The following is a 22,067-nucleotide window of genomic DNA, read 5'->3' on the forward strand; positions in this document are numbered from 1 at the left end:
GGCCGAAGCGCTTGGTGAGCCCGCGCGTCTCGAGCATGTAACCCATGGGTTCGTCCTTTCTCTTCCGGGCGCGCGGGCCGAGTCGCCGTGCCCGCGCGCCTTGCCTTTCGGGTTCACCATCCATGGTGGGACGCGTTTCTAACGAAGCCGTAACGGCCGTTGGGCTCTTTTGGCGCCAGCCAATCTCGACCCGCACGCATTTGCTTAAAGCAACAACTTTCCCGATCGATGTAATCACCGAATCAAAACGTGTACACCAGCCACCAAAGATGCCGAAAAATGTCGCTTTTGGAGGCTGATGTACACAAATGCAGAATCCAGCGCAGCCCAGAGGCGCCCTCCACATGTCTGGACTCTCTATGGCTGCGCTGGATAGACATCGCCGGAACGGGTATAGTATCGAAAGTTTTGTCGTTAACCAGCGGGGGAGTCCTGTGGGCATCAAAAAGAAGATCAAAAAGGAGCTTATCGGCACTTCCGATTACCCGTCGAATAAGATCTTTACGATCTCCAATTTCATCACCTTTACGCGCCTGATCCTCACCCTGGTATTTCTGTACCTGTTTGTGACGGATAACAACCGCGTCATCGCCATCGTTATCTACGCCGTTGCCGCCTCTACCGACTGGATGGACGGTCAAATCGCCCGCATGACTAAGACGGTCTCGTGGCTCGGCAAGGTCATGGACCCCATTTGCGACCGTGCGCTGCTGTTCACCGGCGTCTTGGGACTGGTGGTCCGCGGAGAGCTGCCCATCTGGGTCTGCGTGCTCATTATTGGCCGCGACATCTATCTGGGCATCGGCACGCTTATCGTGCGTCATTATCACCGTCGCCCCATCGATGTCGTCTTTCCCGGAAAGATTGCCACTGCGCTGCTCATGACCGGCTTCTCGCTCATGCTGCTCGGGTTCCCCGTTGTTGACGGCCTGCACCTTTTACCTTCAACCCTTACGGCCTTCCCGGGCCTCAACGGAAGCTCGGTGCCCCTCGGCATCTTCTTTGTGTACGGCGGCGTGATCTTCTCCATGCTCACGGCTGTCATCTACTCCATTAAGGGCGGAGTGGCCATAAAACAGGCTCTCGCGCATCCCGAGGACGAGGACATCGACTTTCTGAACCCTGAAATCGAAGACTGATTCGTTGGGGTATGATTACGTACGGTTCATTATTTGCGGCACGTCCGCGATAAGTTAGGGGTTGTCATGGACAACATGGTTAACAATATGCCTCAGAATGATAAGACTGCTGACGCTACCTGCGTATTCCGCGTGCCTTCAAGCGACGTCACCGTTCCTGACCTCATGGCCAACGTGCGCATCACCGCCCCCGTTCTGTCCATCGTCAAGGGTCCGCAGACGGGTGCCGCTTTTGAGCTCGAGGACGACGTGACCACCATTGGCCGCGATCCCGCGAACGGCATCTTCCTCAACGACATGACTGTTTCGCGCAGCCACGCGCGCATTATTCGCGAGGGCCTCGGCGCTCGCATCGAGGACTTGGGATCGCTCAATGGCACCTGGGTCGACGGTGCCATCGTCAATGCAGCCCCGCTGCACGACGGTTCTTCCGTTCAGATCGGTACGTTTACGCTCATCTACCACGAGAGCACGCCGGAGCGCATCGAAACCGGTGAGTAGGGCATGGCCGAACGCAACTATCTGAGTATCGGCCAAGTCGTCAACCTACTTCGAGGCGCATACCCCGATCTTTCGAACTCAAAAATAAGATTTCTAGAGGATGAGGGGCTCATTACCCCTCATCGTACGCCTAAGGGATACCGTCAGTACTCCAAGGAGGACGTTGATCGCCTGGAAGTCATTCTGCACTTACAGAAGACTCGCTACATGCCGCTCAACGTGATTAAGCAGCGCTTGGAAAACGCCACGGACCTGTCAACGCTCGCCTACGAGGTGGGCTTGCTTTCCGATGTTCCACTCAAGACGGAGCCCAAGGAGACTAAGCAAAAGCTGCATCCCATCGAGACCATTCCCGATATGCTGGGCGTCGAGATTTCGTTTATCCGCTCGCTCGCCGAGAACGACCTCATTCGCATCATCAAGAGTCCGCAAAATCGTGAGCTCGTCGATGGCCGAGATTTCCCGATCATCCGCTACTGCTCCGAGCTGTCACGCTTCCATATCGAGCCGCGCAACCTGCGTCAGTACGTGTCTTCCGCCAACCGCGAGTCCTCGATGTTTGAGCAGGTGCTCGTGAGCATGCTCGGAATGGATACCTCCGATGACGAGCGCGACGCCAAGCTCGAGCGTGCGTTTAAGAAGCTTCACGACCTAACGGAAGGTGTGCACACCGCACTGCTCAAGAACCGCGTTTTTGAGTCGCTCAACGCCGTGGTCGAGGACGCCGACATCGATGCACTCGATGAGGAAATCACTCGTTCCGAGTCCACCAAGGCCAAAAACGAAGAGATAGCTGCGCCGGCTTCACACGAGGATTCGCTCGTAAAGCCGCTCAAGGTCGTCGCCCCTTCGCAATCCGGAACCGCCACCGCGGGCAAATAACAGCTGCCGCTTATCCGGCAACCCATTGAAAGGTCATGCAATGTACGACTTCGAATCTCAAATCGTCGACATCCCCGACTATCCCGAGCCCGGAGTCATCTTTAAAGACATCACGCCGCTCTTTGGCAATCCCGAAGCGCTCAAAGCCATGACCAATGCCCTCGCCGAGCACTTTGCCGGCATGGGAATCACCAAGGTCGTGGGTCCCGAGGCTCGCGGCTTTATGGTTGGCGTACCGGTGGCTGTAGCACTTGGCGCCGGCTTTGTTCCCGCACGTAAACCGGGCAAGCTGCCGCGCGAGACCGTAAGCCAGAGCTACGAGCTCGAGTACGGAACGGATTCCATTGAGATCCATGCCGACGCTATCAGCTCTAAAGATACCGTGTTGATTCTAGACGACTTGATCGCGACGGGCGGAACCGTCGAGGCAACAGGTAAACTGGTGCGAGATATGGGCGCAAAGCTTATCGGTTACGGTTGTATACTTGAGCTTGCGTTTCTCAACCCGCGCGAGAAGCTCACGCCGTCTGATGACGATGTGGAGCTCTTTAGCCTGGTGACGGTAGACTAGCCGTTACCCTTAGTTACTGGAAAGGAAGCTACATGCGCACAGCAAACACGCACAAAAACATGGCACGCTGCGCTGCTACGGCAACCCTCGCTTGTGTTTTGGGCTTGGGCCTCGCGGCTCCTGCCTACGCCGATACCGCATCCGACCTTGCCGCTGCTCGTACGAAACTCGAGCAGATCGGCACCCAAACCCAGCAGATTTACGATGAGCTCGCCACGCAGACGCAGGCGCTCGATCAGACTGCCGGCGAGATCACGCAAAAGCAGCAGGAGATCGCCGATGGTCAGGCCAAGCTCTCGACCTATGTCGCCGGCGAATACAAAACCGGCGGTCTGAGCCTGCTTCAGGTTCTGACGGGCGTCGATGACCTGAGCGATATGCTCAACCGTCTGTTCTACTACGGCATAGTTTCCGATAAGCAGGCTCAGACCATTCAAGAGGTCAAGGAGCTTAAGCAGCAGCTCACTGATAAGCAGGCCGAGCAAGAGAAGAACGTCGCCACCACGCAAAAGAAGGTCGACGAGCTTAACGCCCAGCAGGCTGAAGCCCAGAACGTCGTAAACTCCTTGGATTCGCAGCTGCAGGCCGAGCTTGCCGCAGAGGCCGAGGCCAACGCCGCGCTGCAGGCCGGCATCAACGCCAGCACCGCCGAGAAGGCCACGGTGAGCAACGAGACTGCCGGTACGACCGAGAACACCAACAACGGTGGTCAGACCAGCAATAACAACAACCAGGGCGGCAACACTCCGGCTCCTACGCCGGCACCTGCTCCGACGCCGCAGCCCTCTACGCCTGCTCCGGCTCCGACGCCTTCTGCTCCGAGCCAGTCCGTCGATGGCGGTTCTGTTGTCTCGCGTGCATACAGCAAGCTTGGTTGCGCTTATTCCTGGGGCGGAATTGGCCCGAACAGCTTCGACTGCTCTGGTTTTGTTAGCTATTGCCTCACTGGTCGCTATTGCCGCCTGGGCACCACGGGTACCTTTATGGGCTGGACGCGCGTCTCCGATCCGCAGCCCGGTGACGTTGTGGTCAACTCGTACCACACCGGCATTTACATCGGTGGAGGTCAGATGATTCATGCTTCTGACTACAACACGGGTGTTATCATCAGCTCCGTTGCCGCCGGCATGAACAACAACTATATCTTCGTGCGTTACTAAGTCATCTTACACAGCGTGTGAATGTGGACCTCGTGGCTTTAAGTCGCGAGGTCCATTCTTTTTTCTCTAATCTTGTACGGCTATCTAGTATTCAAAACTAGATAGCCGTACATTCAGTTTGCAAGATGGCTATAATTGTTGAGGAACAATTAGAAAGGACCCTCTATGAGCTGGGCACTTATCTCCGATTCAAGCTGTAACCTCCGCGATTGGCAACCGACCGCGCCCCATACCACCTTTGCATTTGCGCCCCTCAAAATTCGAGTGGGGGAGCGTGAATTCGTCGATGACCTTTCACTCGATGTTCATGAACTAAACTGCGCTGTTCAGGCGGAGACGAACGCTTCTTCGAGCGCTTGTCCCAGCGTAGGGGAGTGGGCCGAGCTCTTCAAATTGGCAGACAAGACCATCTGCATGCCGATCTCTGAGGGCGTGTCGGGCAGCTACAACGCAGCAGCCACGGCTCGCGATATGGTTCTTGCCGAGGAGCCCGACCGGCAGATTCACCTAGTCAATTCGCGCGCAGCTGGCGGCAAAATGGACCTCATTTTCTTGCTGTTCGACCGCTATCTTGCAAGCAATCCGGATGTCTCATTCGAGGACGCTTGCGCATACTTCGATAGCCTTGAGCAGAACAGCAAAATCCTCTTCAGCTTGTGCAATTACGAAAACCTGGCCAAAGCCGGACGTATCCCTAAGGCAGCCGGCGTCATTGCCAACAAGCTCAATATCCGCATTTTGGGCACGGCGAGCGAGGCCGGTAAAATCGAACTCGTCGGGCACACGCGTGGCGAAAAGAAGATGCTCAACAAGATCATCGATACCATGGAAGCCGAGGGTTTTACGGGCGGCGAGGTCGTCATCGACCATGTTGAGAACGAAGCTGGAGCCCAGGCGCTTACTGACCGCATAGTCGAGCATTGGCCCGGCTCCAAGACCATCATCATGCCCTGCAACGGCCTAGATTCCTATTACGCCGAGATGCACGGCCTCATCATCGGCTACGGTATGGGCGTAGCTTCGGGCAAATAAAGTCCAACCAAGCAATAAAACGGGCGGGACAAAGCGACAGATGGCTCTTTGTCCCGCCCGTTTTATACGTCGGCTAGCTATTAAACCCGTTGAACTTGAGATAGCTCATCAAGTAAGCCTTCGAAACAAAGGATGAAACCGCGCTGCGCACAAGCAGCGACTCACGCGTTACCTGATGCGCCGTATCGGGAACCGGCGTCTGCTCGACAGAAAACGCCGAACGAATCGATGCCTCGAGCTGATCGACCACATAATCAAAGGCCGTCGGGGCATCGTAGCTCAAACGCTGAATGTTAAAGAGTGCCTGCACCGCAGCAATAGGCAGCACCTGCTTAAAGATGCAGATAGCGATCAGGCGGGCAATCTGCTCGCGGCCATATTGCTTTCTGACCGGAGCAGGCACCAGGCCGACCTTCACGTAGTTATTGATCATCGATGGCGTAATGACAGGCTGCTCAACGCAAATGGACAGCGGCTCCATCCACAGTGCAACATACTCAATAACCTGGTCGCGATAGAGCGTCACATTGGGCAACTGGTTATAGCGCGGCAGACTCAACGTATTGAGTTTGCGAACGATATCGGACTCAATAAATGCATCGGGCAGCACAGTGGGCTGAATATCCTCAGGCTTAATGCTGACCGACGAATCGGACATCGGAATAACGTGTTTAACGTGGTTCATAAAGGTCCTCCGTTCATTATCTATATTGTATTCTAGATTATCTAGTTTTGCATACCACATAGCCGACAAGAAAATTGGCGGGACGGCGCACTGATGCATCGTCCCGCCATTTTGTTAATTAATAACAACCTTACATAAGATATATTATCGTACTTATCAGCGGAGAAACGCGTATGCGCTCGTTGCTGCTATGGCTCCGTCAGAAACGGCGGTCACAACCTGACGTAAGCGCTTGGAACGGATATCGCCAGCAGCAAATAGACCTGGCGTGCGGGTCGCCATGGATTCATCAGTCAAAATGCCGCCATCAGGCGCCAGATCGACAAGATGCTCAACAAGCTCGGTATGGGGTTGCGTCCCGGTAAAGACAAAGATGCCGAAAGAGCCGGGCTCAAATGACTCGGTATGAATTTCCCCGGATGAATTGTCCTTAAAGGCGATCGTCGTTGGCATGGCTTCGCCCGAGAGCTCCACAATACTAGTTTGGTACCTAACTGAAATATTATCTTTTGCAAGAACTTTTTGAACCACACCATCGGGGGCACGGAACTGATCGCGGCGCAAAACGATGGTCACGCTGCTGGCGATTTCTGACAAGAACAGAGCTTCCTCGCAGGCAGCATTGCCGCCGCCGATGACAAAGACCTGCTTGCCGCGAAAGAACATGCCGTCGCACGTTGCGCAATACGAAACGCCGCGACCGCGATACGTATCCTCGCCAACAAAACCAGCAGATCGCGGCGTGGCACCCATGCAAGCGATAACGCTCGAGGCCAACGTATCGCCCAAATCGTAATGCACCGTAAACAGCGCTGTATCGGCATCGTAATCGATACCCGTAACCATGCTCCATGTAACCTGTGCTCCCAGGCCTTCTGCATGCTGCTGAAAACGCTCGCCGAGTTCGGCGCCACTCAAGAGCGGAATGCCAGGATAGTTCTCGACCTCATTGGTTGAGGCGATCTGTCCGCCCGACATGCCCTGCTCAAAGACAGTCGTCGTTAGGTTGGCGCGCGCCGCATAAATGGCGCCAGCATAGCCCGCGGGGCCGCCGCCGATAATCGCAACATCGATTGACTGATCGGTAGTCATGAAGAGTCCTCTCGTCGAAACGTTGTCGTTCTTTGCACTCATACCCAAATTTACGTGAACGTGACACTCATGTACTACAATAATAAATCGCGTAACAAAGCTGAAGGGGAGTTATCGATGGATCAAACGCAGACGAGCAATAGCGCTCCCCTGCCCATGCAAGCCACTCCCCAACCGGAGCAAATGACCGTTTTACCTGCACAAAAACCCCTGGTAACCATTGTGCACGCATCAGTTGGATCGGGCCACAAAGCCGCCGCCAACGCGATTGCACAAGCATTTGACCTTATCCGCGGCACCAAGGGAATCCCTGAGGATATTGAAATTGAAGTGCTCGATATCCTTGATTTTGGACGTATTAAATTCGACGGCAATAAGACCGCGGCTTCTTTTACGGGAGCCACACGCCCCATTTACGACCTGACCTGGCGATATACGCTTACGGGGCATCTTCTCTGGGGTGGCGGCACGGCATGGTCGCGAATTATGTTCCCCGCCTTCAACGAATATATTCGTCGCCGCAGGCCTATAGCCGTGGTCGCAACGCACATCACAGCAGCCAATGTTGCCGTGGGCGCCCGCGTTATCACGGGTATCGATTATCCGGTCATCTGCGTACCAACAGACTATGAAGTCGAAGGCTTTTGGCCCCACAAGGACACCGACCTGTTCTGCGTGGCCAACGAGTTTATGGCCGAAACGCTGCGCCCGCGCAAAGTTCCCGAGTCAAAGATCCGCATAACTGGCATCCCCATCCGAGCCGGTTTCGATACCGATTACAAACGCGAAGATGAGCTCAGCAAGTTCAATCTCCCCATAGACAAAACCGTCGTATTGGTGATGGCCGGCGCCAGTTTGCCCCAACCATACGTGCGTTTCCGCGCCGCGATGGACCACACGCTCCCCTTCTTACGCAGCTTTGAGGACATGCACTTTGTCTTTTTACCGGGCAAGGATAAGGAATACGCCACCCGACTCAAAACGCTCTTCGACGCCATGAAGCTCGACAACGTCACGGTTCTGGACTACGTAGACGACATGGCGGCCCTCATGCACGGCTGCGACCTGGCAATCCTCAAATCGGGCGGACTCACCGTCACCGAGTGCCTGTGCGCTCATCTGCCGATGATCCTGCTGGGTAAATCATACGGTCAGGAAAAGGCCAACACCACAATGCTCACCGGCATGGGCGCCAGCATGCATGTCACCACCGCACGAGAACTCATCGTGACGTTGCGCCATCTCCACGATCATCCGGAGTCGCTCAAAGCGCTACTCACCAACGGCGAAGTACTACGCCGCCCCCACGCAGCCGAAGACATAGCCATCGCCACCATGGAGCTAGTAGGCAAACCCCAAAAGCGCAAACGAGCCTTCTGCCGCTTCTACTGGGGAGGAAAGCCCGCGCATATCCGCTAGCACCGGACTGTCCGCCGTGGCGCAGGCCGCCCACACATATCATTCCATGCTCAAACATTCTCGCTTCGCTTCGCTCGCTGCGAAACTGCGCGTGAAACGATATGTGTGGGCGGCCTGCGCCACGGCTATACGTACGCACTAGCAGCCATATCGGTTACCCTACTAAAAGCAGCGAAGGGAAACTCGAAAACAAAAAATCAAAGTAATCCGATCTGACAAAGGAGCCGTCTCTTTGTCAGATCGGATTACTTGTTAGACACAGCTTCTAGATACAGCATTAGGCTTCAGATGGGAAGCCATAACCGATTGCGAGCATGTAAACGTAGCTCGCCCCTGGGAGGCCCCTATATATCGTCCCGCGCGCAGTTTCGCAGCGCAGCGAGAATGTTTGAGCACGGGATGATATATAGGGGCCTCCCAGGGGCGAGCGGACATTACGACACTCCGTTCAACGAAGCAAAAGACTAGGCGACGCCGCTGGAGCCGAAGCCTCCGTTGCCTCGATCGGTTTCGTCTAGTTCTTCTACTTCTATGAGGTTGACCGTGGGGACTTCTTGGATGACGAGTTGGGCTATGCGGTCACCTTTGTTGATTTGGATGTTGTTGGAGGGATCCAGGTTGATGAGGATAACCTTGAGTTCTCCTCGGTAGTGGGCGTCGATGAGGCCCGGCGTGTTGACTATAGACAGGCCCTGCTTGATGGCCAAGCCGCTGCGGGGCTGGACGAAGCCGGCGTAGCCATCGGGCAGGGCGATGGCCAGCCCGGTAGAGACCAGACGGCGTTCGAAGGGCTTCAGGACGCAGTCCTCGTTGGAGCGCAGATCCAAGCCGGCATCGGTGGGATGGGCGTATTTGGGAAGCTCGACGGTGGGGTCGAGACGCTTTATGTTGACGGTAATGTTGGACATGGAATCACCTTAGCTTGTCGAGCTCTTGCAGAAACTCATCAACGTCTTTGAAATCGCGGTAGACCGAGGCAAAGCGGATGTACGCCACCTTGTCGATCTTGGCCAAGCGCTTGAGCACCATGTCACCCAACTCATGGGACGTAACGGCCGTCAGCGTGCGAGAGCGCAGCTCGACCTCGATGTCATCGATAATCTCATTGAGCTTCTTAGTGTCGATATCGCGCTTGATGGTGGCGCGCATCAAGCCGACGAGCAGCTTATTGCGATCGAACCGCTGCTTGGTTCCGTCCGACTTAATGACCTCGATTGGGTCTTCACATCGCTCGAACGTTGTAAAGCGATAGTTACACGAGCAGCATTCGCGACGGCGCTTAATGGTGTTGTTTGACTCCTGCATACGGGAATCAACGACGCGGGTATGTGCCTTGCCGCATTTGGGACAGCGCATGGTACCTCCTCTTAAACGATAACAAGGGTACCATGCGCAGCGCGATAATGATTACGAACGAGCAGGAACCTTAAGATACGCACCGGCGGCGAGCGAACCATGCTCCAGATGATTGACGTTACGGATCATGTCGGAAGTCTCTTGCGTGGAAAGGCCTTCGATTGGATATTCCTCGGCAAGCGACCAAAGAGAATCGCCAGGCTGAACGCGAATGGTCTCGTAGGTAACGTTGGAAACGGACTCGGCATACGCGGCGTGACGAGCGCTAAAGACCGACGTAGCGAGGACAAAAAAGAGCGTGAGCGCAACGGCGACGGCAACAATCGTCGGAACCTTAAGGGAAAGGCGGGCCGGCGCGACTGCAGCCTGCTGATTGCAAGCAGGCTTTACGGTCAAAGGCTGAAAGCCGGAGCGGCCACCCTGAACAACCGTAAAAGTGGGTGCTGCAGGCGTCTCGAGCTTAAGGGCGAGGTTTCCCTGGACCATATTCGTTGCGTTCATCATGTTCTCCTCTCGCGTGTTTTGCTGAAAACAGTTTTATCAAGCCGCGCGGACAAAAATGTCTAGCGCGAGAACGAATGTTCGGTTATTATTATCTTCGAACAGTTGTTCCTGTCAAGCAAAATTCGAACATTTGTTTGACATGGGTAGAGAGGATGCCCTGATGGCTCGCAAAATTACCAAGCGTCAGCAGCAAATTTACGACTTCATCAAGGAATATCAGCAGGAGAAGGGTTATCCGCCCAGCGTGCGCGAGATGGCATCTGCCGTGGGCCTATCCTCTCCCAGCACCGTGCACGCCCATCTCTCTGCCCTGGAGGCGCGCGGGCTACTCAAGCGCGATGCCACCAAACCACGTGCTCTGGAACTCTTTAACGAGGACGGTTCCTCTGTCTCAATTTCTAAATCTGACGAGCCCACCGCACCTCGCGGAACGGTCTCGCTACCGCTCGTTGGTCGCGTCGCGGCTGGGATTCCCATTCTGGCCGAACAGAATATCGAAGACACTTTTACTATCCCGACCGAAATCGCCACCGATCAGGGTTCCTTTATCCTTGAGGTGCATGGGAGCTCAATGATCAATGTCGGCATCTTCAATGGCGATTACATCATCGTCCGTGAACAAAAGAGTGCCATGAACGGCGAAATTGTCGTGGCCATGATTGATGGTTCAGCGACCGTCAAGACGTTCTACAAGGAGCAGGGACGCGTACGCCTGCAGCCCGAGAATGACACCATGGAGCCTATCTATGCAACGAATCCCGTTATCTTGGGCAAAGTCGTCGGCTTGATGCGCCGGTTCTCGTAATGCAGAAACGCATCACCATCTTTGATACCGTCCGCGGGTTTACGATGATTTCAATGGCAGGTTTTCACGCTTGCTACGATCTTGCCTACCTGTACGGTTGGGATATGCCCTGGTTTACACAGACCGTCTTTCAAGACATCTGGCGTGCCAGCATCAGCTGGGTATTCCTGTTTATCGCGGGTTGGATGTGCACCCTTTCGCGCAACAATATCAAACGTGCCGCCAAATACGCCTTAGCAGCACTCGTCGTCTGGTTGGCAACAACACTTGTCTCAATTGACGATTCTGTTAATTTTGGCATCATCTACTGCATGGCCGCATGTACCGGCATCGTGGCGTTGACCGATCCCGTCCTTAAGAAGATATCGGCGAGATGGGGCATGTCCCTATGCCTTTTGTTGTTTGCCCTCACCTGGAGCATCCCCAAAACGATCTACCCTGTCCCCCACCTGGCGTGGCTGGGATTTCCGAGCCGGGGTTTGTCTCAGGTGATTACTACCCCATCATCCCGTTTTTCTTTATGTATCTTGCAGGATACTACGCCGCACACATAGCGAAGGGAATCGATAAGACCGCCCCAAGCTGGGCCTACGCCAATCCCGTCCCGGCGCTCGCCAGCCTTGGACGTCATGCACTCCCCTTTTATCTGCTGCATCAGCCCATTATTCTGGGCTTTTTGGAGCTCGTCTACTCGGTGCGATAACGCTTAAGCCGCGGCGCGATACGAACCGGCAGCTTCGCCACAATACGAACGCCGTCCTCAAGATATTCCTCGTGCAAAAGGGTTCCCTGTTCATGCACCAGCGTGATGAGGGCGCCCTCGCGATACGGGATATCAGCAGAGAGCAACACATCGGTGGCAGCTGCCTCACGAGCAATACGGTCGACGAGATCGTCGAGTCCCTCGCCCGTCTGGGCCGAGAACAGCACGGCCTCGGGATAGCGACGACGGAAACTCAATCGATCAACGCTATCGAGAAGATCGATTTTATTGAACACCGTAAGCGTCAAACGCTCGCCGGCACCGATCTCGTCAAGAACGCGATCGACTGCCTCGAGCTGGCGCTCGTAGTCCTCATCAGAGGCATCCACAACTTTAAGGATCAGATCGGCACCAAGAACCTCAGACAGTGTGGACTTAAAGGCATCAACGAGACCATGCGGTAGCTTTTGAATAAAGCCAACGGTATCGGTAATCGTCATGCCACGACCGCCGGGCAGGCGATACGAACGCGTCGTCGGGTCGAGCGTAGCAAACAGCTTGTCCTGCGAAAGTACCGTAGATCCGGTCAGACGATTGAGCAACGTCGATTTACCCGCATTGGTATAACCGGCTAACGCGACGCGAAACGCCGGTGACTCAATGCGGCTCTTAGACTGGACATCGCGACGCTGTTCAACCTGCTTGAGCTCACGACGAAGCGCAGCGATCTTATTACGAATGAGGCGACGGTCAACCTCGAGCTGGCTTTCACCCTGGCCAAAGCGCGAACCGATGCCGCCGCGCGTCTGCTCCTTGGCAAGATGGCTCCACATGCCACGCAGACGAGGCAACAGATATTGAAGCTGCGCCAGCTGTACCTGTAGGCGTCCCTCACGCGTCTGAGCATGCAGGCCAAAGATATCCAAGATCAGTGCTGTACGATCGATAATCTTTACCGGCTCACCCACGGCTTTCTCCAAATAGGATTGCTGCGAGGGCGATAAATCGTCGTCGAAGATAACAACATCGACATCCATACGATGCACGAGCCCGCAAAGCTCCTCAACCTTACCGGAGCCGATAAACGATTTTGGATACGGCTTAACCAGACGCTGTGACAAACGCGCCACGCACTGGGCGCCAGCCGTATGGGCCAGGCGCTCAAGCTCGTCAAGCGAACGATCGAGCGGCCATGCATTGTCGTGCCACTCAACACCAACTAATATGGCACGCTCGGGCTCGGGTGCCGTGGGAACAAGGGGGAAACGGGCCATTAGGCAGCCTCAATACGATGCAGGATGTCCTCAACGACCTCATCGATCGTAAACTCGTCCATATCAAACCACACGATACGGTCATCGCGCTTAAACCACGAAAGCTGACGCTTGGCATAACGACGCGAACGCATCTTAATGAGCTCGCGAGCCTCATCCATGCTCATCACGCCATTAAAAGCATCGATAATCTCTTTATAGCCAATTGCCTGCATCGACGTCAGGGCATCTCCCAGCCCCTGGTCCATCAGACCGCGAACCTCATCGACAAGACCCTGTTCAAACATCAGATCGACACGTAGGTTAATGCGCTCGTAGAGAACCTCGCGATTACGCGTCAGACCAAACCATAGAGCATGATAATGCTCGCGCGGAACACTAAACTGACTTTTTTGCTGTGCATAGGAGATACCATCATCGTGCATTTCGAGCGCACGAATCACGCGGCGAACATTATGGGGGTGGATGACCGCAGCGGACTCGGGGTCACGCTCGGCAAGCAGGGCATGCAGTTCTTCCTCACCAATACGCTCGGCAAGCTCCTGATAGCCCGCACGGCGATCGTCCTCAAGTTCGCCCGAGGGAAAGTCCATCTCATCGAGGGCGGCCTTGAGATACAGCCCCGTACCTCCGCAAAAAACCGGCAGGCAACCCGAACCAAGGAGACGTTCAACATGCGCGCGAGCGTCAGCCTGATAAAGCGCAGCAGAATATGCCACACCCGGCTCCACAATGTCGACGAGACGCAGCGGCGCCGTACACTCATCGGGCGCCATCTTTGCGGTACCGATGTCCATGCCGCGATAGATTTGCATCGCATCGCACGACAGCACTTCGGACGAAAGACGAGCGGCCAAACGGTCGGCAACATCACTCTTACCAACCGCCGTCGGACCGACGATCGCAACGGCGGAAAGACCTGCCTCGGAAGAAACCATTAGCGCGGCTCGCCCACAACGGAACCGGACAAATACCAGGTCTTGGCAACATCAACGTCAACATCAACGATCTTGCCAACAAGCTGATCGATGCTGTAACCCTCGGGGATAGGCGCATGCACGGTCTGATTCTTGGGACTCTTGCCAAGCAGGACCGTGTCGTTCTTTTTACTCGTTCCCTCAATGAGCGCCGGCACCACAGTATGAAGCTCACCCTGGTTATACTCGTGTGCAGTGGTCTCGATAACCTTAACCAGGCGGTTGAAACGCTCGAGAATAACCTCATGCGGCGTAGGATCATCAATCTCGGCGGCCGGGGTACCGGCGCGCTTGGAATAGATGAAGGTATAGGCCTGAGCATAGCGGACCGTCTCGGCAAGTGAGAGCGTCTGCTCAAAGTCTTCTTCAGTCTCGCCCGGGAAGCCAACGATAATGTCGGTCGAGAGCGCGATGTCGGGCATGCGGTTGCGAATGCGATCGACCAGGCCCAGATAGTCCTCGCGTGTATAACGGCGATTCATCTCTTTGAGGATCCGCGTCGAACCTGACTGGACGGCCAGGTGCAGCTGCGGCATAACGGCAGGCGTCTCGGCCATGGCGTCGATGGTCTCGGGCAGCAGGTCCTTGGGATGCGAAGACGTAAAGAAGATGCGCTCCACGCCCGTATCGCCCACGGCGCGCAGCAAGTCGGCAAAGCGCGGCTTACCAAACAAATCGCGGCCATATGAGTTAACGTTTTGGCCCAGCAGCGTAATCTCACGCACGCCCTGGCGCACCAAGCCGGTCACCTCGTCGACAATCTCCTCGAAGGGGCGACTCTTTTCGCGACCGCGCACGTACGGCACGATGCAGTAGGTGCAGAAGTTATTGCAGCCCGTCATGATGGGCACCCAGGCGTGATACTGCGTCTCACGGTGCCACGGCATACTCATGGCATCCGTATCCTCATGCTCATTGGTGCGGATATGACGCTTGCCGTCCAGGAACGCCTCGGCAATGAGCTCGGCCACATGTGCGATGGAATGCGTGCCAAAGATGACATTGACGTTATCGACGTTGGTGAGCAGACCCTCGCCATCGCGTTGCGCGATGCAACCACCAACGGCAACCACGCGCTTGCCCGAAGGCGAAGGCGGCAGGCTTTTGCAGGAATTGCACTGACCGTACAGGCGAGTATCGGCGGCCTCACGCACACAGCATGTCATGAAGACAACGATATCGGCATGCTCGGGATCGAGCGCCATGAGACAGCCATACGAATCAAGCAGACCGCTCACGCGCTCGGAATCGTGCTGATTCATCTGGCAGCCAAAGGTGCGGATAAAGTAGGTTTTACCGGCAAGAATATCGCGTACGGAACGCTGGTCCATGTGCATAAGTCCTAACGATGGAAGGAAGGCGAATCGAGGCAAGCAGAAGCTATGCCACAGGCTTAACATCATCCATGACGACGTTATCCATAGCAGCTCGATTGATCTGGTGAACGTAGATAGAAAGGCGGATGGCCGTGCGCGACTCCCCGTTAATGAGGATGTCGGAGAACACGGGCGCGCAGGAAATATCAAAACCGGTTGGAATCAAAAAACCGCGCGCGATAGCCACGGCCTTAATGGCCTGGTTGACAGCACCAGCGCCGACACACTGGATGTTGACGGGTACACCATCCTTGACCATGCCGGCGATGGCGCCGGCAACGGACGCGGGCGATGATTTGCTTGATACCTTCAGGCAATCCATGAAGAAACTCCTGCGTTTAAAAGTACGTTTTAACTGCAATAACTGTATCGTACCGAGTGGACTCGGTAAAGGCACTATTCCTCTTTGGCAAGATCGAAGGTCACAGTGATTCGATCACGCGAAACACGAATCTTTGGGTCGCCGCAAAGGTTGAGATAGTACCGGGCGGCAAGGTCATTAAAGTCACGCTCCACAGCACGCGAAAACTGTGCCATGTCATCCTTGGCAATACGTAGCCCGCGACGATCCTTCGCAAGATCGACAGGAGCCGGCGCATGCGAGGACGAATCACGCTCGCGCAGCAGACGCGCGGTCACACCGCGAACGGGCTTAATCTGCCCTGCCAAAATGCGATGAGCCGTGCGCTCGGACATCTCAAGACCCAAACCCGAACAGATACGGATAAAGTCCTCGGCATCAGAGGCAAGGCCTAAACGATCGACAACCGGAAGCTCACTCTCGTCATCAATGAACAGGAGACGCGACGTATCGAGCCGACTTGACGCCTGAGCATAAAGGGTCGCGGCAATCTCAGACGGAGAACCAAGATAGACATCGCAACCACGCAACTCCTCGAGCGCAAACTCACAAGCAGCGCGAATAATATTATGCGGGCCGCGAGCACAGACATAACGTCCGTCCTCATCCTTGACGGCCTGGGGCCAGCTGGACTGATCGGCACGCTCACTGAGGCGGTCGGCCGCAACGCTCACCTTAAAGGCCGAGCCAAGGTCGACACCAGACGTGACCACACGGGCCCCGTCGGTGTTCTGCTTGATCGAAAACAATGCCATGCCACGACCGTGAACGCCCCAACGGTCCATCTTCATGCTCTCGAGCTTGGAGGTAACGCGGGCATCGAAGATTCGCTCTTGCATATCCTGCGGAACGCCCGAACCGTTATCCAGAAAGACAAGCGTGCGGACGCCATCTTCCTTGGTCGTGGCGAGATAGACCTTGTCGGCGCCGGCATCGCGAGCATTACGGAGCATTTCGATGACGATATCCTCGACATGCTGAATGTCGTGCTTTGCCTGGCGCCGCTCGGCCTCCGAAACGCGGAGGCGGACATACCCCTCGCCAAGGTTCTCCTCGACGCGAAGGTTGCCCTCCCCCGACATCGACGCGATAAATGAGATGAGCTCGTTCGCGTCGCTCATGTTATTTAGCGATATCGACAGCGCGGCTCTCGCGAATCACGACGACGCGCACCTGACCGGGATACTCCATCTCTTCCTCGATCTGATGGGCGATATCGTGAGCCAGGACCGTGGACTGGGCATCGGAGATCTTGTCCGGCTGAACCATCACGTGGACCTCGCGACCAGCCTGCATGGCATAGGTACGCTCGACGCCGTCATGGGAGTTGGCGATCTCCTCGAGCTTCTCAAGACGCTTGATGTAGTTCTCGGCAGACTCGCGACGGGCACCGGGGCGAGAGGCAGAGACAGCATCGGCGGCCTGTACCAGGACATCGAGCACCGTGTTGGGGTCGACATCGGCATGGTGAGCCTCGATAGCGTGGACGATAACGGGCTTCTCACCATAACGGCGGGCAAGCTCGGCGCCGATGACGGCATGCGGGCCCTCGACGTCGTGGTCGATTGCCTTGCCAAGGTCGTGCAGCAGGCCGGCGCGCTTGGCGGTCACAACGTCCAGGCCAAGCTCGGAAGCCATCACGCCGCACAGGTCAGAGACTTCGAGGGAGTGCTGAAGCACGTTCTGACCAAACGAAGTACGGTAGCGCAGGGCACCAAGGGTCTTGACGATCTCGGGATGCAGGTCGTGAATGCCGGTATCGAAGGCAGCCTGCTCGCCAGCCTCGCGCACGCGCTGCTGAACCAGGTCGGCAGCCTTGTGATACATCTCCTCGATGCGGGCGGGGTGAATGCGGCCGTCGGCGATGAGGTTCTCCAGAGCAACACGAGCGGTCTCACGACGGACCGGGTCGAAGCTCGAAAGAACGACGGTCTCGGGCGTATCGTCGATCACGAGGTTGACACCGGAAACCTGCTCGAAGGTCCGGATGTTGCGACCCTCGCGACCGATGATACGGCCCTTGAGGTCATCAGAGGGAATGTGCACGGAGGTAACGGTGACCTCGGCTGTGTGGTCGGCAGCGCAGCGCTGAATCGCCAGGGACAGAATCTCCTGGGCGGTCTTGTGGCACTCGGCGCGAACCTGCTGCTCGGACTCGCGAATGATCGTGGCGGCCTCGTGGGTGACCTCGCCGCGAACCTTATCGAGGAGCTCCTTGTGGGCGTCCTCGCGGGTAAGGTCGGCGATGCGCTCGAGCTCGGAGGTCTGCTTTGCGCAGAGCTCCTCGAGCTCGCGGGAGCGCTTCTCGACCTGACCGGCCTGGCTGGACAGCTGATGCTCGCGCTTGTCGAGAGCGTCGTTGCGGCGATCAAGGGATTCCTCGCGCTGCATCACGCGGTTCTCGAGCGTACGAATCTCGCTCTTACGCTGCTTGTCCTCGGCCTCGGCGGCCTGCTTGTTCTTGATGATCTCCTCTTTAGCCTCGAGCAGAGCCTCTTTTTTGAGGGTCTCGGCCTGACGCTTTGCATCGCCGATCAGGGACTCAGCCTGTGCATGTGCCGACTGGATCTTTTCGTCGGCCTCGTGAAGACTACCCTGCTTGGCGGTGCGCATGTAGGCAATGGCGGCGATGGCACCCAAAACGATACCAACGAGCGCTGCGATGATAGGCATGCTCACTCCTTTTTATGGATTCGTTACACAACAAAGCGAACCGTCCTTACGAACGGCTCGCGACATTTGAGTAATATGGGCGCAGCTTATGCGGGTCGGATACAGATAAACATATAAACAAACTCATCACAGATGAGCACATATCACAAAGCAAATGACAGTGTTTATCGTACGTTGAACCACAACAACTGTCAAATAAATGGCCCCGGCACGGCGGCTAAAACGCGGTGAACGGCAGGGCCACAAAACGCATACGCCTAAACCGCACATTCCTCGCGTTCGGCATCGAGACGTGCCTTAACGGCATCGGCGGCGATTTGATACGAGAAGCCTTTGCCCATCAAAAACCGAACCAGTTTTTCGAATCCGCGCGTCTCTGGAACACGCCGCTTGGCGAGCAGGGCTGACGCACGCGTCAAATCGTCTTCGACGGCAAAATATTCCTCGGGATAACCGGGAATGTCATCGAGCACGACATGACGGCGCTTGAGCTCGGTCTCGATTTTGCGCTGTCCCCAACCGCGCCGTTTGCGTTCCTCGATAAAGTACGAGCAAAAGCGGTTCTCGTCTAAAAAGTGATACTCGGTGGCGCGCTCGACGGCGAAATCGATCGCGGGCTGGTGAAAGCCGTAGCGAGCCAGCTTGTCACGGACCTCACCCGTCGCATGGTCGCGGCGCGATAACATCTCAGTCACCATGGTAAGTGCACATTTACGCTCGATGAGCTGCACCGCCTCACGAAAGTTGTCCCAATCACAGGGAAGATCGGGGCGGTTTTTGACATACAGGCGCGCGACCCGCATGGGAATCCAAATGGACCGCTCAAAACCGTCCTCAAGCTCACAATCGATATGTGCGCAAGGCTTTTTGGACGCATACCCGCTCGAAAACGAGGAGGCCGCCTTCTTATCGGGAAAGACGACCGTGGCCTCGGTCACCGTATACGACATGAGCGTAACCGCTACTCGTCGTCATCATCGAGCATAGCGGAACCATCGATGGCGTAAAGCTCATCAAACTCCTCAGGCGCAGGCTGATCGGTCAGCTCGACCTCGGACGGAGCATCGTCATCAAACTCAAGTCCGCAGGCAAGGCGAACCTTATGCTCAATCTCGTCGGCGCAATCGGGGTGTTCGCGCAGGAAAGCCTTGGCGGCCTCGCGACCGTTGCCGAGCTTGTCCTCGCCATAGGCAAACCAGGAGCCCATCTTCTTGCAGATGCCGCACTCGACAGCCATGTCCAGAATCGAGCCCTCCTTAGAGATGCCCGTACCGTACATGATGTCGAACTCAGCAGAACGGAACGGAGCTGCCACCTTGTTCTTAACGACCTTGGCGCGCACGCGGTTACCGATAACCTCGTCCTTAAGCTTAATGCTGTCGATGCGGCGAATGTCGATACGCACCGAAGAGAAGAACTTAAGGGCGCGACCGCCCGTCGTAGTCTCGGGGTTGCCGAACATGACGCCGATCTTCTCACGCAGCTGGTTAATAAAGATGCACGTCGTGTTGGACTTGGACAGCGAGCCGGCGAGCTTGCGGAGCGCTTGGCTCATCAGGCGAGCTTGCAAGCCGACCGTGGTATCGCCGATCTCTCCCTCGATCTCGGCACGCGGAGTCAGCGCGGCGACGGAGTCGACGACGATGGCGTCGATGGCGCCTGAACGCACGAGCATGTCAACGATCTCGAGCGCCTGCTCACCCGTATCGGGCTGGGAAATGAGCACCTCGTCGATATCCACGCCGATGCGCGCGGCATACGTGGGATCGAGCGCGTGCTCGGCATCGATAAATGCCACAACGCCACCCATTGCCTGGGCCTCGGCCAAGATCTCGAGCGAAAGCGTCGTCTTACCGGAGGACTCGGGACCGTAGATCTCGACGATTCGGCCGCGCGGCACACCGCCGATACCCAGAGCGGCATCGAGTGCCAGAGCGCCCGTAGGGATGGCCTCGACCTCGAGCTCGGGGCCACCGTCGCCGTACCTCATGATGGAACCCTGGCCGAATTTCTTCTCGATCTCGGCCTTGGTGGTGGCGATCATCTCATCGCGCTCTTTACCCGTCGTGCGAGCATGAACGGTACGTACGGGACCTGAATTCTTGGCCATGAATAGCCCTCCTCTTAACAACCTGCATCGATAATAAACGAACGGCTGTTCGTGGTCAACCGTTCAGATAAATCATAAGCAGTCGACCTTTCCAAAAACCAACCAAACGCCGACCATACACTGACCAAATGCTTGACCATAAAGGGCCAAATAAGAACAAGGCAGGCAAAAATACACCTATGAACAGCACAAACGCTAAATTCTTCTGAGGTCCCTATCTCCACAATTAAGGGGCCCGGAGGCCCCTTAAAACACGTCTATTCCATAGAATCGAGCACGCAGACAATGCGACCCAGTGCCTCCGCGACCGCATGGGCACGAACACACGAACGATCGCCCTCATAGCGACAACGAATGGAGTCCACGACCGGCACGCCCCCATCGGCGGAACGATGCGCCCAGCCAATATAGAAAGTGCCCGCCGGATCGTCCTCAGTGCCACCGCCGGGGCCGGCATAACCCGTTGCGCTCACTGCAATAACGCTCTGGTACAGCTCCAGCGAACCCGACGCCATCTCGCGCGCGGTCTGATGCGACACAGCGGTATAGCGGTCGAGCGTCTCCTGCTCAACACCCAGCACGCGATGCTTAATCTCATCGCAGTAGGTCACCGCACCGCCACGCAGCACCGCCGAGGCGCCTGGGATATCGGCAATCGTCGAGGCGATCATACCCGCCGTCAGAGACTCAGCCGTCGAAACCGTCACGCCCCGAGCGCTCGCGCGCTCGACGATATCGCGCGCCAGCTCCTCGTTATGTGCGAAAATCTGCTCAAAAGAGTCCGTCATACCCACCAGGACCTAGACCGAAAAGACGATCTTGCGGCAGTTCCAGAAGTACTGGGCGCCCGAGATAACGGTCAAGACAACGGCAACGGCATACAGGAAGCGCGACACCGAGTAGATGCCGAGCGTCAGCGCCACCGGGCCAAGGTGCAAGCCGGCCATAGCAAAAACGCACAGGTAACCGCAGATGGAGACCATCGTGGTTGCCGTCTTGTACTTGCCGAGCTTATCGGCCGCAACGACCACACCGGCCGCACTCGCGACCATGCGAAGGGCGCTCACCAGAAGCTCACGGAACAGGATAATGAACACGGACCACACGGTCACCGCACCAAAATCCAAGAACAGCAGCAGGGCCGAGAACACGAGCAGCTTATCGGCGATGGGGTCCAAGAATTTACCGAAGTCGGTGATCTCGTTGCGCGAACGCGCCAGATAACCGTCGACCTTATCGGTGCACGACAGGATCACATACAGAATGAAGGCAGCGGCGGCGAGCGGGCCGTCGAAGATGCTCCAATCCGTACCGGCAACACTCGTGTGAGAAAGCGCCGACACGATCATGAACACCGGGATAAAGACGATGCGAACGCACGTCACGATGTTGGCGGGCGTCCAAACACTCGTCAGTTCCTTATTGCTCTCGTTTGCCACGATGCTCT

The 22,067-nt window shown here is 56.3% G+C and carries 23 protein-coding genes and 1 pseudogene; 9 read left to right on the forward strand and 15 right to left on the reverse strand.

Features of this window, described 5'->3' with window-relative positions:
• Nucleotides 1-434 precede the first annotated feature (434 nt).
• The 6 genes from FGQ67_RS04180 (at nt 435) to FGQ67_RS04205 (ending at nt 5,285) form a co-directional block, all read left to right on the forward strand.
• A complete protein-coding gene (locus tag FGQ67_RS04180) occupies nt 435-1,139 on the forward strand; it encodes a CDP-alcohol phosphatidyltransferase family protein (protein WP_138340307.1) in 705 nt (234 codons plus the stop codon).
• Between the two features lie 66 nt (nt 1,140-1,205).
• Nucleotides 1,206-1,640 carry an FHA domain-containing protein gene (locus FGQ67_RS04185; RefSeq protein ID WP_006236002.1) on the forward strand — a complete coding sequence of 145 codons (435 nt, stop codon included), beginning with the start codon at nt 1,206-1,208 and terminating at the stop codon, nt 1,638-1,640.
• A gap of 3 nt (nt 1,641-1,643) precedes the next feature.
• Entirely contained in the window at nt 1,644-2,522 is an 879-nt protein-coding gene (ftsR, locus tag FGQ67_RS04190) for a transcriptional regulator FtsR (RefSeq protein WP_138340309.1), read from the forward strand.
• A gap of 40 nt (nt 2,523-2,562) precedes the next feature.
• Nucleotides 2,563-3,093: an adenine phosphoribosyltransferase gene (locus FGQ67_RS04195; protein WP_138340311.1), complete on the forward strand. Its 531-nt coding sequence runs from the start codon at nt 2,563-2,565 to the stop codon at nt 3,091-3,093.
• A 32-nt stretch (nt 3,094-3,125) separates the two neighbouring features.
• Nucleotides 3,126-4,253 (forward strand): coiled-coil domain-containing protein, encoded by a 1,128-nt coding sequence (locus tag FGQ67_RS04200; protein WP_212746005.1) that lies wholly within the window; start codon nt 3,126-3,128, stop codon nt 4,251-4,253.
• Between the two features lie 165 nt (nt 4,254-4,418).
• The gene (locus FGQ67_RS04205) at nt 4,419-5,285 is read left to right on the forward strand and encodes a DegV family protein (protein WP_138340312.1); all 867 of its coding nucleotides are present in this window, start codon (nt 4,419-4,421) and stop codon (nt 5,283-5,285) included.
• Between the two features lie 73 nt (nt 5,286-5,358).
• On the opposite strand, the gene FGQ67_RS04210 is transcribed toward FGQ67_RS04205, so the two are convergent.
• A complete protein-coding gene (locus FGQ67_RS04210) occupies nt 5,359-5,970 on the reverse strand; it encodes a DUF1836 domain-containing protein (protein WP_171025193.1) in 612 nt (203 codons plus the stop codon).
• A 156-nt stretch (nt 5,971-6,126) separates the two neighbouring features.
• Nucleotides 6,127-7,062, reverse strand: coding sequence for an NAD(P)/FAD-dependent oxidoreductase (locus FGQ67_RS04215; RefSeq protein ID WP_138340314.1), 936 nt, complete (start codon nt 7,060-7,062; stop codon nt 6,127-6,129).
• Nucleotides 7,063-7,179: 117 nt separating this feature from the next.
• Here FGQ67_RS04215 and FGQ67_RS04220 point away from each other — a divergent pair, with 117 nt between their 5' ends.
• Nucleotides 7,180-8,481, forward strand: coding sequence for an MGDG synthase family glycosyltransferase (locus FGQ67_RS04220; RefSeq protein ID WP_249934380.1), 1,302 nt, complete (start codon nt 7,180-7,182; stop codon nt 8,479-8,481).
• 464 nt (nt 8,482-8,945) lie between these two features.
• On the opposite strand, the gene dut is transcribed toward FGQ67_RS04220, so the two are convergent.
• Genes dut through FGQ67_RS04235 form a run of 3 tightly spaced genes read right to left on the reverse strand, consistent with a single transcriptional unit; the run spans nt 8,946 to nt 10,341 of the window.
• The gene (dut, locus tag FGQ67_RS04225) at nt 8,946-9,389 is read right to left on the reverse strand and encodes a dUTP diphosphatase (RefSeq protein WP_138340316.1); all 444 of its coding nucleotides are present in this window, start codon (nt 9,387-9,389) and stop codon (nt 8,946-8,948) included.
• Nucleotides 9,390-9,393: 4 nt separating this feature from the next.
• A complete protein-coding gene (gene nrdR, locus FGQ67_RS04230; protein WP_022093781.1) occupies nt 9,394-9,837 on the reverse strand; it encodes a transcriptional regulator NrdR in 444 nt (147 codons plus the stop codon).
• 51 nt (nt 9,838-9,888) lie between these two features.
• Entirely contained in the window at nt 9,889-10,341 is a 453-nt protein-coding gene (locus tag FGQ67_RS04235) for a LysM peptidoglycan-binding domain-containing protein (protein ID WP_138340318.1), read from the reverse strand.
• Between the two features lie 160 nt (nt 10,342-10,501).
• Between FGQ67_RS04235 and lexA the strand changes: the two genes are divergently transcribed.
• Together lexA and FGQ67_RS04245 are read left to right on the forward strand one after the other, a co-directional pair.
• On the forward strand, nt 10,502-11,146 hold the full coding sequence (gene lexA / locus FGQ67_RS04240; protein WP_040359862.1) for a transcriptional repressor LexA: 645 nt from the start codon (nt 10,502-10,504) through the stop codon (nt 11,144-11,146).
• Nucleotides 11,147-11,199: 53 nt separating this feature from the next.
• A pseudogene (locus FGQ67_RS04245) lies at nt 11,200-11,849 on the forward strand (heparan-alpha-glucosaminide N-acetyltransferase).
• Here FGQ67_RS04245 and hflX read toward each other — a convergent pair.
• The 10 genes from hflX to pgsA form a co-directional block, all read right to left on the reverse strand.
• Nucleotides 11,834-13,123, reverse strand: coding sequence for a GTPase HflX (gene hflX, locus FGQ67_RS04250; protein WP_138340320.1), 1,290 nt, complete (start codon nt 13,121-13,123; stop codon nt 11,834-11,836). The pseudogene FGQ67_RS04245 and the gene hflX overlap by 16 nt on opposite strands.
• Nucleotides 13,123-14,061, reverse strand: coding sequence for a tRNA (adenosine(37)-N6)-dimethylallyltransferase MiaA (gene miaA, locus FGQ67_RS04255; protein WP_138340322.1), 939 nt, complete (start codon nt 14,059-14,061; stop codon nt 13,123-13,125). Before miaA ends, hflX begins: the two co-directional genes overlap by 1 nt.
• Entirely contained in the window at nt 14,061-15,431 is a 1,371-nt protein-coding gene (gene miaB, locus FGQ67_RS04260; RefSeq protein ID WP_138340324.1) for a tRNA (N6-isopentenyl adenosine(37)-C2)-methylthiotransferase MiaB, read from the reverse strand. The genes miaA and miaB overlap by 1 nt, the downstream gene beginning before the upstream one ends.
• A 49-nt stretch (nt 15,432-15,480) precedes the next feature.
• Nucleotides 15,481-15,798: a stage V sporulation protein S gene (locus FGQ67_RS04265; RefSeq protein ID WP_006235982.1), complete on the reverse strand. Its 318-nt coding sequence runs from the start codon at nt 15,796-15,798 to the stop codon at nt 15,481-15,483.
• Between the two features lie 74 nt (nt 15,799-15,872).
• Entirely contained in the window at nt 15,873-16,958 is a 1,086-nt protein-coding gene (locus FGQ67_RS04270; RefSeq protein ID WP_138340326.1) for an ATP-binding protein, read from the reverse strand.
• A gap of 1 nt (nt 16,959) precedes the next feature.
• Nucleotides 16,960-18,510 (reverse strand): ribonuclease Y, encoded by a 1,551-nt coding sequence (rny, locus tag FGQ67_RS04275; protein WP_115596193.1) that lies wholly within the window; start codon nt 18,508-18,510, stop codon nt 16,960-16,962.
• A gap of 257 nt (nt 18,511-18,767) precedes the next feature.
• Nucleotides 18,768-19,460 carry a regulatory protein RecX gene (locus FGQ67_RS04280; RefSeq protein WP_249934382.1) on the reverse strand — a complete coding sequence of 231 codons (693 nt, stop codon included), beginning with the start codon at nt 19,458-19,460 and terminating at the stop codon, nt 18,768-18,770.
• A gap of 11 nt (nt 19,461-19,471) precedes the next feature.
• Nucleotides 19,472-20,620, reverse strand: a complete 1,149-nt coding sequence (recA, locus tag FGQ67_RS04285; RefSeq protein WP_022094695.1) for a recombinase RecA — start codon at nt 20,618-20,620, stop codon at nt 19,472-19,474.
• Between the two features lie 257 nt (nt 20,621-20,877).
• Nucleotides 20,878-21,408 (reverse strand): CinA family protein, encoded by a 531-nt coding sequence (locus tag FGQ67_RS04290; protein WP_138340328.1) that lies wholly within the window; start codon nt 21,406-21,408, stop codon nt 20,878-20,880.
• A gap of 12 nt (nt 21,409-21,420) precedes the next feature.
• Nucleotides 21,421-21,969: a CDP-diacylglycerol--glycerol-3-phosphate 3-phosphatidyltransferase gene (gene pgsA / locus FGQ67_RS04295; RefSeq protein WP_229025873.1), complete on the reverse strand. Its 549-nt coding sequence runs from the start codon at nt 21,967-21,969 to the stop codon at nt 21,421-21,423.
• Nucleotides 21,970-22,067 lie beyond the last annotated feature (98 nt).

Source organism: Collinsella aerofaciens, from assembly GCF_005845035.1.
Classification (GTDB): Bacteria; Actinomycetota; Coriobacteriia; order Coriobacteriales; family Coriobacteriaceae; genus Collinsella; species Collinsella aerofaciens_I.